This is a genomic window from Flavobacterium psychrotolerans (assembly GCF_003097635.1).
Taxonomy (GTDB): domain Bacteria; phylum Bacteroidota; class Bacteroidia; order Flavobacteriales; family Flavobacteriaceae; genus Flavobacterium; species Flavobacterium psychrotolerans.
Genome location: NZ_QCZI01000006.1, coordinates 24,501 through 37,896, shown reverse-complemented (window position 1 = coordinate 37,896; position 13,396 = coordinate 24,501). Strand labels below are relative to the sequence as shown.

13 protein-coding genes are annotated in these 13,396 nt (G+C 36.9%); 9 read left to right on the top strand and 4 right to left on the bottom strand.

The features are described from left to right. Positions 1–20: 20 nt before the first annotated feature. The 4 genes from DB895_RS06170 to DB895_RS06150 all read right to left on the bottom strand — a co-directional run bounded on the left by DB895_RS06170 (position 21) and on the right by DB895_RS06150 (position 6,071). On the bottom strand, positions 21–1,163 hold the full coding sequence (locus tag DB895_RS06170) for a geranylgeranyl reductase family protein (RefSeq protein WP_116724495.1): 1,143 nt from the start codon (positions 1,161–1,163) through the stop codon (positions 21–23). Positions 1,164–1,592: 429 nt separating this feature from the next. Further along, complete coding sequence (locus DB895_RS06160; RefSeq protein WP_116724494.1) at positions 1,593–3,476, bottom strand: M1 family metallopeptidase; 1,884 nt, start codon at positions 3,474–3,476, stop codon at positions 1,593–1,595. A gap of 60 nt (positions 3,477–3,536) precedes the next feature. After that, positions 3,537–5,138 carry a S8 family peptidase gene (locus tag DB895_RS06155; RefSeq protein WP_116724493.1) on the bottom strand — a complete coding sequence of 534 codons (1,602 nt, stop codon included), beginning with the start codon at positions 5,136–5,138 and terminating at the stop codon, positions 3,537–3,539. A 72-nt stretch (positions 5,139–5,210) separates the two neighbouring features. After that, positions 5,211–6,071, bottom strand: a complete 861-nt coding sequence (locus DB895_RS06150; protein WP_116724492.1) for an MBL fold metallo-hydrolase — start codon at positions 6,069–6,071, stop codon at positions 5,211–5,213. A gap of 279 nt (positions 6,072–6,350) precedes the next feature. Between DB895_RS06150 and DB895_RS06145 the strand changes: the two genes are divergently transcribed. From DB895_RS06145 to DB895_RS06105, 9 genes are all read left to right on the top strand, one after another. Beyond that, a complete protein-coding gene (locus DB895_RS06145) occupies positions 6,351–6,680 on the top strand; it encodes a HesB/IscA family protein (RefSeq protein WP_116724491.1) in 330 nt (109 codons plus the stop codon). 17 nt (positions 6,681–6,697) lie between these two features. Beyond that, entirely contained in the window at positions 6,698–8,146 is a 1,449-nt protein-coding gene (sufB, locus tag DB895_RS06140; RefSeq protein WP_116724490.1) for a Fe-S cluster assembly protein SufB, read from the top strand. Positions 8,147–8,228: 82 nt separating this feature from the next. After that, positions 8,229–8,618 carry a four helix bundle protein gene (locus DB895_RS06135; RefSeq protein WP_116724489.1) on the top strand — a complete coding sequence of 130 codons (390 nt, stop codon included), beginning with the start codon at positions 8,229–8,231 and terminating at the stop codon, positions 8,616–8,618. Between the two features lie 43 nt (positions 8,619–8,661). Beyond that, on the top strand, positions 8,662–9,414 hold the full coding sequence (gene sufC / locus DB895_RS06130) for a Fe-S cluster assembly ATPase SufC (RefSeq protein ID WP_116724488.1): 753 nt from the start codon (positions 8,662–8,664) through the stop codon (positions 9,412–9,414). Positions 9,415–9,493: 79 nt separating this feature from the next. Continuing rightward, complete coding sequence (gene sufD, locus DB895_RS06125) at positions 9,494–10,810, top strand: Fe-S cluster assembly protein SufD (protein ID WP_116724487.1); 1,317 nt, start codon at positions 9,494–9,496, stop codon at positions 10,808–10,810. Positions 10,811–10,855: 45 nt separating this feature from the next. Next, positions 10,856–12,073: an aminotransferase class V-fold PLP-dependent enzyme gene (locus tag DB895_RS06120; protein ID WP_116724486.1), complete on the top strand. Its 1,218-nt coding sequence runs from the start codon at positions 10,856–10,858 to the stop codon at positions 12,071–12,073. 45 nt (positions 12,074–12,118) lie between these two features. Continuing rightward, the gene (locus DB895_RS06115) at positions 12,119–12,628 is read left to right on the top strand and encodes a hypothetical protein (protein WP_243694635.1); all 510 of its coding nucleotides are present in this window, start codon (positions 12,119–12,121) and stop codon (positions 12,626–12,628) included. Then, positions 12,628–13,047, top strand: coding sequence for a SufE family protein (locus DB895_RS06110; RefSeq protein WP_116724485.1), 420 nt, complete (start codon positions 12,628–12,630; stop codon positions 13,045–13,047). Before DB895_RS06115 ends, DB895_RS06110 begins: the two co-directional genes overlap by 1 nt. 4 nt (positions 13,048–13,051) lie before the next feature. Next, a complete protein-coding gene (locus DB895_RS06105) occupies positions 13,052–13,375 on the top strand; it encodes an SUF system Fe-S cluster assembly protein (RefSeq protein WP_116724484.1) in 324 nt (107 codons plus the stop codon). Positions 13,376–13,396: the final 21 nt, after the last annotated feature.

The following is a 13,396-nucleotide window of genomic DNA, read 5'->3' as shown; positions in this document are numbered from 1 at the left end:
TTACCGGAATATTTTCACGTCTAAAAAAAGATTTCTTTGATTTTCCGGGTAATGGTTTTTTTATAATCTTTCGGATAGGTTCTGTCTCCCATAAATAAGTCAGTCATTGCCTCGGCTAGATACTGTCCATATTTTTTTATAATCCCATTGCGCAAGGTTTGTTTTTCGTAAAACATTTTTGCAATAAAAAGACCCGATTTTATTTCTGGAAGGAGATTTTCTTCTAATTTTTTGTGGTACAATTGTGCCGCAATACTAGAATTGAGATTGCCCTCAACAATAGATTGCGCCGCCAGTTTGCCGCTTAATATCGCATTGGAAATCCCCTCGGCAGAAATAGGGTCGGCAAATCCTGCGGCATCCCCAATTAGAAAAACATTTTTTTGAACGAAAGTATCCGTTCTAGGAGAAATTGGAATAACGAAACCATGAGCCGACTCCTTTATCATTTCGTTGATTCCCAATGTTTTTAGATACGTTGCGTAATATTCTTTCAAATTGATTTTGCTGTTTGTTTTTGAGAAAACAGCAACACCTATGGATAAATGATTCTTTTTAGGAAAACACCAGCCATAGCCATAAGGGATGGCATCAAAATCGAAACGTACGTTTTGCGATAATCGTTCAAAATCGGAATCAGGAACTTCCACCTCATATTCTAAGGCAGGAATTATGGTTCGCGTTTCTTTCCAGCCGGCTATTTTGGCCACGGGACTCAAAGCGCCGTCTGCGGCGATGATAAATTTGGCTTTTACATCTCCTTCAGAAGTATGGATGGTTTGCATTTCTCCAAAAGTAATATCTAAAACCTTGTGATTTTGCAACAGTGTGACTCCATTTTCTTTCGCTTTTTCCACAATCAAATTGTCAAAAGCATCCCGCATAATCATGCTTATTATCGGATTGTCTCTTTTTGTGGTATGTTTCACATTCATTTTCTCAAAATGAATGTCAACATCATAAAACTCTCGTTCTACCACTGATGCAATATCAAAAGGCATATTTTTTCTTCCCCTGAAAACAAAACCGCCACCGCATGTTTTATATCTTGGTAAGATTTCTTTTTCAATTATAACGGTCGAAATCCCATTTTTAGCTAATTCCAAAGCTGCTGATGCTCCTGAAGGACCACTGCCAATAATTGCTACATCAAACGTTTTCATGAATTTTATTTTTTGCAAATCTAAAATAAATATGCAATCACCAATAATTTTTCTGGATTTAAAATAAGTGGGGTTCTTTTCTTCTTAAAAACGCCTTGACAAGATCCCGTTAAGGTTATGAAATCATTATGGTTGCATAAGTTGATTGAATTAATTGTCATTAAGTTTGGACAGGAACCACTGGGACACATTAGCAGCAAGACCACCGAGATTTATACCCACGTAAGCACAAAAAGTATCCAACAAATAAAAAATCCTTTTGTAATATTTTTTTATACATTTGAAAGTAATACGCTATTGAGTAGCGAGTATATACGGGATGCGCAAAGTGTAGCCACTGCGCAAATATCTCTGACTTTGTGCCCACAACAATGCCCCTGATAACAAGGAATTGCATTCCCACAAAGTGGAGAAAACACAATAAGAAACCTATTTCTTACCTACAGCAGGAAAAACGTTGTTTTCCCTATTCACATCGGCCATTAAACCGCTTTCGTCAATCGTGATTTTTTTGATGGTGGCTTTGGGTTTGGCAATGCTAAATTCAAACGTGGGATATGCCCAAGCCCAATCGTTCAAAATCGTTCTTTTGATTTCCGGATTTGGGTTCTCTTTCTCGAAACTCATCATTCGCAACGGAATGTAAAAACTTTCCTTGGTTCCATCAGTATATTCTACCGATAAATCAATAGGCATGGGCATTCTGCCGAGGCGTTCCAAAGTAACAGTCGTGTTATTTCCGTTTTCGGTTACGTTTTTTATGCCATAATCAATGGTATTTGTCGTTTGGGTCCAATCCGTTAAATACCAATCTAAATTGGCACCGGAAACTCGTTCTGCGGTGCGCTTGATGTCATTTGGCGTTGGATGCTTGAACTTGAAATCATTGAAATACCGTTTCAGGGTTTTCATCAAATTGGCTTTCCCAATGAGGTAACCCAATTGCGAAAGGAAAATATCCCCTTTGCTATAGGACGTAATGCTGTAAATTTGGTTTACTTCATACCGGTCGGAATGTGTGGTTTGGGGTTGCTCCTTCCCGGTTTTAACCATATAATAGTACCCGTCATAAGATCCTTCATGGGGATTAGCAACTTTCTTTTCGGCAATCTCATTCATTCCCAAATCTTCCAGAAAGGAAGTGAACCCTTCGTCCATCCACCCGTGTTTGCTTTCGTTGGAAGCCAAAACATGCTGGAACCAGGAATGCGCCATTTCATGGGCAATAACGCCGACCAGTCCATCAAAAGTACCTTCGCCAAGAACCAAAGTGCACATGGCATATTCCATGCCACCATCACCTCCCTGAATCACGGAATATTGATCGTAGGGATATTTTCCCACGGTTTCATTGTAAAACTGCATCAACTGAACCGTTTTGGATTCTGCATTTCTCCAGTTGTCTGTGATTTTTGGATTGTTTTTATACAGAAAATGAAGCGTAGTCCCATTGGGAACCTGTACTACATCGTGAAGATAATTTTTATCGGCGGCAAAAGTAAAATCATGCACGTTTGGCGCTATAAAATGCCAAGTCAAAGTTTTGGTTTTCTTTGGATACGAAACAACGATTCCCGCATCCTGATAACCGTGACCGATTTCGTTTTTATTTTGCAAATACCCGCTTCCGCCTAAAACATAGTCTTTGTCGATGGTGATATTCACATCAAAACTTCCCCAAACGCCGTGAAATTCTCGGGCAATATAAGGATCGGTGTGCCAGCCTTCAAAGTCAAATTCCGCTATTTTGGGATACCATTGTGCCATTGAAAATTCGACCCCTTCAGCATTATTCCGTCCCGAACGACGAATTTGAACCGGAACCTGCCCGTCAAAATCGAGGGTAAACGTGGTTTTGGAATTGGGAAAAATGGGTTTTGCCAAAGTCACTTCAAGAATGGTTCCCACTTCTTTAGCACTGGCAGGAAGGCCGTCCTGCATGAAATTTGATATCTTCAAACAACCTATTTCGTTGGGCTTCAATTTAGAAATCCGACTCTCTTTTACTTCTTTCCCATCTACCTTGTTTTTATTGACCATCCTCCTATCCGGATCAATTATGGATTGCACTCGGGCGTCCATTTCGCTTCCCGGTTGGAACGCATTGTTGTACAAATGATAAAAGATACGTTTTAAAGTATCTGGAGAATTATTGGTGTAAACCAATTCCTGCTTGCCCTTGTATTGGTAGTTTTTTACATTCAGCGCCACATCCATTTTATAATCGACATGCTGTTGCCAATAGGAGGTGCTTTGTGCAAATGTATTTCCGAAAACCAAAAAAACAGTCGAAAGTAAAAGGAGTTTCTTCATAGGAATGCAAATAAAAAATGGAAGGATTTTGGTCCTTCCATTGAAAATAGTGATGTGGAATTATTTTTTGGTTGCCATTTTTTCAGCCATTAGCAATGCGTTGTAGGCATTGACCATTTTTCCTGATTTTGATGCGTTGGTAAACGGACGTTTCTCTTCTTTTTCCCCTAAAATCACAGTAGAGGTAACCGGAGTTCCAGAATCCATAAGGATTTGTTTTACTTGTGCGGCGGTCAAAGTTGGATAATAAGAACGAATTAAAGTGGCAACACCAGCAACATTTGGAGATGCCATAGAAGTGCCTTGTTCGTATTTGTATTTGTTGTTGGGAACGGTGGCGTAAATTTTCATTCCCGGAGAAAACACATCCACATTAAAACTACCAAAATTAGAAAAATTAGCCACTAACCCGGAACCATAAGTTGTGTTTAAAGCACCAACCGTAATGAAATTATTTGCAAATTCTGTCTTGTTGTCATCTGAATCATTCGGATAGTTTTTGTTTTCAGGCAAGTCGATATCATGTCCGTCATTTCCTGCGGCATGAACAATCAAAACGTCTTTGCTTGCCGCATATTTTATGGCATCATATACCCATTGTTTGTGTGGGGAATAGCTTTTACCGAAACTCCCGTTTATCACCTTAGCACCGTTGTCTACCGCATAACGAATTCCTAATGCGATGTCTTTGTCGTATTCGTCCCCATTTGGAACTGCTCGTACCGCCATGATGATGGCATTGTTTGCAATACCGTCTCCTCCTAAATTGTTGTTACGAACTTGGGCAATTATTCCTGCAACATGAGTTCCGTGAAGTGCATCTTCCTTATTAGGCCCATAAACAATGTTGTTTCCGTAAACTTTATCGTTGATGTCTTCGGGATTGTCTCCTACCACTTTTCTTCCGTCAAATTCTAAATTCAAATTGTAATTCAACATATCATAAACTTGATTTTTGTAGTCCTTTAATTCCGAATTAAAATCCGGGCCGGTTTGTCCAATAATACTCATCATTACTTGCTTGCTTTGGTTTAAAGTAGCGTCTGTTGTGGTGATGGCCGTTACCTCTTCAATGGTGTAATTTTCTTTTTTCAAATAATCGCTTACCGTTTTATTCGCTTTAAAGATGAAATCTACCTGTTGTTTGCTCCCCTGATTGTCCTCAAGTTGTTTGTCGTAATCCGCCTTTGCCTCTTTATAGAATTGCAAACTGGTATCTCCTTTTTTAACAATTCGGGTCATTTCCAGGTTTTCATTTCCTGAATTGCCCAAGAAATTCCATCCGTGAATATCATCGATATACCCATTTTTGTCATCGTCAATTCCGTTACCGGCAACTTCTTTCGAATTGGTCCAAATCACTGATTTTAAATCCTCATGGTCAATATCAACACCCGAATCGACAATTCCAACAATAACTTTTACTCCTTTTTTATTTTTTAACAATTCAGCATAAGCCTTATCTACACTCATTCCCGGAATGGTATCTTTCATCAAATCTAAATGGCTCCAGCGTTTTAGGTCTGATTCTTTTATCGGGCTAATTTTTAAAGGAATTTTGTCGACATTGGCAGCGCTAGTCGAAATCATTTTTGATGTTCCGCAACTCGCTAAGGTTACTATTGCAAAGGCCGTCAAGGCTAGATTTTTAATTAATTTCATGGTATTTTTGTTAAAATTCAAAATATTGGTCTAAATTATATGTTTTTGTTACACTTAACTCAAGCATTAACGCTATTTTAAGATTTCTTCAGAAATAAAAATATCTTTTAAACGAACGCCCTTCTCCGTGTTTTCAACCGTAATGATTTCATTATGTGCATCGTGTTCCAGGAATAAATAAAAATTATTTTCGGCTGCCGAAGTCAAAAATTTTGCTTTTTCGGGCATCGTTAATAGCGGTCTAGTATCATAGCCCATCACATAAGGTAAAGGAATGTGTCCTACGGTTGGCAATAAATCGGCCATGAAACAAATGGTTTTGTCTTGGTATTGAATGTGTGGAATCATCATTTTTTCGGTATGGCCGTCTACAAAGAATATTCCAAATCCCATTTCCGATTTTTGAAGCATATCGCCTTCCGATCTTTTGATGAAATGCAACTGTCCGCTTTCCTGCATCGGCAAAATATTCTCAGTGAGGAACGACGCTTTTTCACGAGGATTGGGTTTTGTTGCCCATTCCCAATGATTTTCATTGGTCCAATATTTGGCGTTTTTAAAAGCGACTTCATAACCGGTTCTGTCTTTGTTCCATTGTACGCTTCCGCCACAATGGTCGAAATGCAAATGGGTCATAAAAACATCGGTGATATCATCCCGATGGAACCCATATTTCGCTAAGGATTTGTCCATAGAATGCGTTCCCCAAAGCGAATAATAGCCAAAAAATTTATCGGATTGTTTGTTCCCCATTCCGGTATCGATTAAAATTAACCGATTCCCATCTTCAATCAAAAGGCAACGCGCCGCAAGGTCAATGAGATTGTTGGCATCGGCGGGGTTGGTTTTATTCCAAATCGTTTTGGGCACAACGCCAAACATGGCGCCACCATCAAGTTTAAAATTACCGGTTTCTATAGGATAGAGCTTCATTGCTTTTGTTTAAAGATTGAAAAATCCAAAATTTCAAATATGCTGCAATTTAGCGAAATCTAAATTATTTAATTAGATGCAAATCAATTTTTTCTATTCCCCTATCAAACATAAAAATGTTAAGAAGCATTAAAGAAACTTTAAAATTTAATATCTTTGTCTTTTATTTAGACAAAATCAAAATAAGCCATGGAATAGGCATGACAAAATTTAATTTAATTATTGATTTTTTAATTGCAAATTGCATAGCGCTTTCCAAATAACAATAAAAAAGAGGTTATGATACAAGTTTCAGATACAGCAAGTAAAAAAATCGTCGACATGATGAAAGACGATGGATATGACGCGGCCCAAGATTACGTGAGAGTGGGCGTAAAAAGCGGTGGTTGCTCTGGTTTGTCATACGAATTGAAGTTTGACAAAATAATTGGAGAAACCGATAAAGTTTTTGAAGTAAATAATGTAAAAATTGCGGTAGAGAAGAAATCTTTTCTTTACTTAGCGGGAACCATTCTTGAGTTTTCAGGAGGGTTAAATGGCAAAGGATTTGTATTCAATAATCCTAATGCAAGCAGAACATGTGGTTGCGGAGAATCATTTTCTTTGTAAAACAGTAAAAAGAAATTATGTCAAAATATACCGAAGACGACTTAAAAATCGAATTAGAAACCAAGGAATACGAGTACGGATTTTATACGGATATTGCTTCCGATACGTTTCCAGTTGGGTTGAATGAAGATATTGTTCGTGCCATTTCTCATCGGAAAGAAGAACCGTTGTGGATGATGCATTGGCGAATTGAAGCTTTTAGAGCCTGGGAAAAAATGGTGGAACCGGAATGGGCAAATGTCCATTATCAAAAACCAGATTTCCAAGCCATTTCCTATTATTCTGCACCTTTAAGCAAAGCGAAATATGAAAGTTTGGACGAGGTAGATCCTGAATTACTAGAAACTTTCAAAAAATTAGGCATTTCAATCGACGAACAAAAAATGTTATCGGGAGTTGCCATGGATATCGTGGTCGATTCCGTTTCTGTAGCCACCACTTTCAAGAAAACATTAGGAGAAAAAGGCATTATCTTTTGTTCTATATCTGAAGCGATTCGGGAATATCCTGAATTGGTTCAGAAATATTTAGGAAGTGTTGTTCCTCAAAAAGATAATTTTTACGCCGCCCTAAACTCGGCCGTCTTTTCTGACGGATCGTTTTGTTATATTCCAAAAGGCGTTCGTTGCCCAATGGAACTTTCTACGTATTTTCGTATCAACCAAGCTGGAACAGGACAATTTGAAAGAACATTGGTCATTGCCGATGAAGGAAGTTACGTTTCCTATTTAGAGGGTTGCACCGCGCCAAGTCGAGATGAAAACCAGTTGCACGCAGCTGTTGTGGAACTAATTGCCATGGATGATGCCGAAATTAAATATTCAACAGTTCAAAACTGGTATCCTGGAAACAAGGAAGGAAAAGGTGGTGTTTTCAACTTCGTAACCAAAAGAGGTTTGTGCGAGAAAAATGCAAAAATTTCGTGGACACAAGTCGAAACGGGTTCAGCCGTAACTTGGAAATATCCTTCTTGTATTTTAAAGGGAGATAATTCGGTAGGGGAATTTTATTCGATTGCCGTTACCAACAATTTTCAGCAAGCCGACACAGGAACCAAGATGATTCACATTGGTAAAAACACCAAATCGACAATTATTTCGAAAGGAATTTCAGCCGGAAAATCACACAATAGTTACAGAGGATTAGTGAAAGTTGGACCAAATGCAGATAACGCGAGGAACTTTTCACAATGTGATTCTCTACTGATGGGAAATAATTGCAGCGCAAATACATTTCCTTACATCGAAAGCAAAAACCCATCAGCCAAAATAGAACATGAAGCCACGACGAGTAAAATTGGAGAAGACCAGGTTTTCTATTGCAACCAACGCGGAATTCCAACCGAAAAAGCCATCGCTTTAATCGTAAACGGTTTCAGTAAAGACGTTTTAAATAAATTACCAATGGAATTTGCCGTAGAAGCACAGAAATTGTTGGAGATTTCTCTAGAAGGAAGCGTAGGGTAAAAATTGGTTTAAAGTTTAAGGTTTAAAGTTGTGTAACCGGAATCATTAATAACTTTAGACAACGATACTTTAAATTAAAAAGATGGCAACAATTACAAGATTTGAAGATTTAGAAATTTGGCTAGAAGCTAGAAGATTAGCAACAGAAATTCATATTATTAGTGTAGAAACTGATTTAAAAAATGATTTCAGATTTAAAAATCAAATAAAAGCATCGTCGGGTTCCGTAATGGATAACATTGCCGAAGGATTTGAAAGAAATGGAAATTTAGAATTTAGACAATTTTTATCTATTGCAAAAGGATCGGCTGGAGAATCCCAATTACAACTATACAGAGCATTAGATTTCAATTATATAAATGAAGAAAAATTTAATATTCTAAGATTAGATTACAAGAATTTAAGCGGGAAAATAAACAATTTTATATCATATTTAAACAAGAAAGATTTTAAAGGCACGAAGTTTCAGTAATCACGAGAACTTTAAACTTTAAACTTTAAACAAATAAAACAAGATGTTAAGCATAAAAAATTTACACGCCTCAATTGGAGACAAGGAAATATTAAAAGGAATCAACCTTGAAGTAAAAGCAGGAGAAATTCACGCGATTATGGGCCCGAATGGAGCTGGGAAAAGCACACTTTCCGCAGTAATCGCAGGAAATGACACTTACGAAGTGACTAAGGGCGAAATTCTATTAGAAAACGAAGATATTTCAGAATTAGCTCCTGAAGAAAGAGCCCATAAAGGGGTATTCTTGTCTTTCCAGTATCCAGTAGAAATCCCGGGAGTTTCAGTAACCAACTTTATGAGAACCGCAATCAATGAAACTCGTAAAGCGAACGGTCAACCTGAAATGCCGGCCAACGAAATGCTGAAAGTGATTCGCGAAAAATCAGAATTATTAGAAATTGACAGAAAATTTTTATCTCGTTCCCTTAACGAAGGATTTTCTGGTGGGGAGAAAAAACGTAATGAGATTTTTCAAATGGCCATGTTAGAACCAAAATTGGCGATTTTGGACGAAACCGATTCAGGATTAGACATCGATGCTTTGCGAATTGTTGCTAATGGGGTTAACAAATTGAAAAGCGACAAAAACGCCATCATCGTCATCACACATTACCAAAGATTATTGGACTATATCGTTCCTGATTTTGTTCACGTTTTATACAACGGGAAAATTGTAAAATCCGGAGGTAAAGAATTGGCTTACGAACTAGAGGAAAAAGGATACGACTGGATTAAACAAGAACAAGAAGCGTAAATTTTGTTTAAAGTCTAAAGTTTAAAGTTAGCATGTTAACTTTAAACTTTAAAACCTTAAACTTTAAACAATAAAGAATATGGAATTGAAAGAAAAATTATTGTCGTCTTTTATGGCTTTTGAAGAGCGTATCGATGTACATTCTGATTTGCATGAGGTCCGAACTTCAGCCATAAAAAATTTTGAAAATAAAGGGTTTCCGACTAAAAAAGAGGAAGCTTGGAAATACACTTCGCTAAATACCATTTTGAAAAATGACTTTTCTGTATTTCCGAAAAATGAAAATGCCATTGAATTCGCTGATGTAAAAAAATATTTCATCCATGAAATCGACACCTATAAAGTCGTTTTTATCGACGGGGTATTTAGTTCGTTTTTATCTTCAACTACTCATGACGGAATAGACGTTTGCTTGATGTCATCAGCATTGAACAAGCCCAAATACAAAATGATTATTGATAATTATTTTAATAAAGTTGCTAATAAAGATGAAAGTTTAACCTCTTTAAATACGGCTTTTGCCAACGAAGGAGCCTATATCAATATCCCAAAAAGCAAGGTGGTCGACAAACCTATTGAGATTATGTATTTCTCAACAGGAAACGAAGCCGCTTTACTGGTTCAGCCTAGAAATTTGATTATTATTGGAGAAAATTCGCACGTACAAATCATCGAAAGACACCAAAGTTTGAATGAAAATCCGGTTTTAACCAATTCGGTTACCGAAATTTTTGCCCAAAAACGTGCCATTGTTGATTACTATAAAATTCAAAACGACAATCTCGAAGCCAATTTGATTGACAATACCTATGTTTCTCAAAAATTAGAAAGTACGGTTTCGGTAAACACCTTTTCTTTTGGAGGAAATCTGACTAGAAACAACTTGAATTTCTATCATTTTGGTGAAAGAATCGTGAGTAATCTTAACGGAATTACGATTATTGGAGACAAGCAACATGTGGATCATTATACCTTAGTACAACATGCTCAACCCAATTGTGAAAGCCATCAGGATTATAAAGGAATTTTTTCTGACCGTTCGATAGGTGTTTTTAACGGGAAAATTTTCGTAGAAAAAGAAGCACAAAAAACGAACGCGTTCCAGAAAAGCAATAACATATTATTGAGTGATAAAGCGACCATCAATGCTAAACCGCAACTGGAAATTTTTGCCGATGACGTAAAATGTTCTCACGGTTGCACCATTGGTCAATTAGATGAGACCGCCATGTTCTACATGCAACAACGCGGAATTCCGAAGAAAGAAGCCAAAGCATTATTGATGTATGCTTTCTCTAATGCGGTTATAGAAAGTATCAAAATACCAGAACTCAAAAAACGAATTACCACCATTATCGCTAACAAATTGGGCGTGAAGTTGGGATTTGATTTATAATCTTTCAGGACTATTTGACTTCTATAGTAATTAATTAAGGACAAAATGAGTTTTAACATAAAAGATATTCGTGCAGATTTTCCAATTTTATCTCAAAAAATAAATGGAAAGCCATTAGTTTATTTCGATAACGGAGCCACATCGCAAAAACCCCAAGTGGTAATTGATGCAATTTCAAAATATTACCAAGAAATAAATGCCAATATCCATCGTGGAGTTCATACGCTAAGCCAGCTTGCTACCGATGCTTATGAAGCTTCCCGTAACAAAATTAAAAATCATATTAACGCAAAATTCGCTCACGAAGTTATTTTCACTTCGGGAACAACACATGGAATCAATTTGGTTGCCAATGGATTTGCTTCACTATTGAAACCGGGTGATGAAGTTTTGGTTTCGGCATTAGAACATCACAGTAATATTGTGCCTTGGCAGATGTTGTGTGAAAGAACTGGAGCCACTTTAAAGGTGATTCCGATGAATGAAAACGGCGAATTGATCTTATCGGAATTTGACAAATTACTTTCCGAAAAAACCAAAATAGTTACCGTAAATCACATCTCCAATGCTTTGGGAACTATCAATCCCATAAAGTACATGATTGATAAAGCGCACCAAGTGGGAGCCGCCATTTTAATTGACGGAGCGCAGGCAGTATCACATCTTAAACCCAATGTTCAGGAATTGGATTGTGATTTTTATGCTTTTTCAGGTCATAAAATGTTCGCCCCTACGGGAACCGGGATTTTGTACGGAAAAGAAGCTTGGTTAAATAAACTTCCGCCTTATCAAGGGGGAGGTGAAATGATAAAGGAAGTAACTTTCGAGAAAACGACTTATGCCGATTTACCTCATAAGTTTGAAGCTGGAACTCCAAACATTGCTGACGGAATTGTACTAGGAACTGCCGTTGATTACATCAATTCAATTGGAATTGAAAACATTCAAGAACAGGAAAAAGAATTATTGGAATACGGGACACAACGATTGTTAGAAATTGAAGGGTTGAGAATTTTTGGAACCGCGGCTGCAAAAACTTCCGTGATTTCGTTTAATATCGAGGGAATTCATCCATACGACATTGGGACAATAATTGACAAATTGGGTATTGCTGTAAGAACAGGCCATCATTGCGCACAACCCATCATGAATTTCTATAATATTCCAGGAACCATTAGGGCTTCATTTGCTTTTTATAATACCAAAGAGGAAATTGACGTTATGGTGGAAGCAGTCAAAAAAGCAAAATTAATGTTATCTTAAAAAAATAATTTATGAAATCGCCGTGATTCAAGATCACAAATCATAATGAAGATTGGCGACCCGAGCTTGCGAACAGGCGAAGCATACCATATTCCTTTAAAAAACAAATATTATCAACATATGAAAATAATGTCTTTACTATTCCTTACCCTTTTTCTTGCAAAAGGTTGCGACAGCGAAAAAAAACAAGATCTGGCCACTGCTAAAATTGAATATGTTGCTAACACGAGAGGATATTATAAAAAAATAACGATTCAAAATCAAACAGTTTCAATTTCAAAAGTCAGAAAAGGCAATGAAATTCCCACTCCGAAGAAAATTTCTGACAAGGATTGGAAAGAGCTTATTGTTTATTTTCAAGAAATTGAGTTAGAAGAAATTCCAAATTTAAAAGCCCCTACCGAAAAGCGTTTTTATGATGGTGCAGCCATTGCCAATTTAAAAATCAACTATAAGGAAAAATCGTATGAATCAGCAAGTTTTGATCATGGAAATCCACCGGTAGAAATCGAGAAATTGGTCACTAAAATAAATTCATTGATTAAAGAAGAATAATGAACATAAAAGAAATACAAGACGAAATAGTAGACGAATTTTCAATGTTTGATGACTGGATGCAGCGTTATGAATACATCATCGAATTAGGAAAAAACCTTCCGTTGATAAAAGAAGAATTCAAAACGGAAAACAACCTGATTAAAGGCTGCCAATCTAAAGTTTGGTTAAAAGGGGATCAAAATAATGACACTATTGTTTTTACTGCCGATAGCGACGCTATTCTGACCAAAGGAATAATTGCCATTTTAATTCGGACTTTTTCCAATCAAAAAGCTACGGATATCTTGAATGCGGATATGGATTTCATAGACGAAATAGGACTAAAAGAACATTTATCACCAACTCGAGCCAACGGATTGGTATCGATGATTAAAAATATTAAAATGTATGCTTTGGCATTCGATTCAAAAAACTAAAATTATGGAACAAGTAATAGACACTAACTTATTAGGGGAAGAAATTGTAAAAAAATTAAAAACCATCTACGATCCAGAAATCCCTGTTGACATTTACGAATTAGGATTAATTTATGACGTCATGGTAAACGAAGATTACGAAGTAAAAATCCTAATGACACTAACGTCCCCTAATTGTCCTGTTGCCGAAACGCTGCCATTAGAAGTAGAAGAGAAAGTAAAATCGATTGAACATGTGAAAGATGCTGATGTTGAAATCACGTTTGATCCGCCATGGAGCAAAGATTTGATGAGTGAAGAAGCAAAATTGGAATTGGGAATGCTTTAAAATTCAGTTATAAAGTTGACA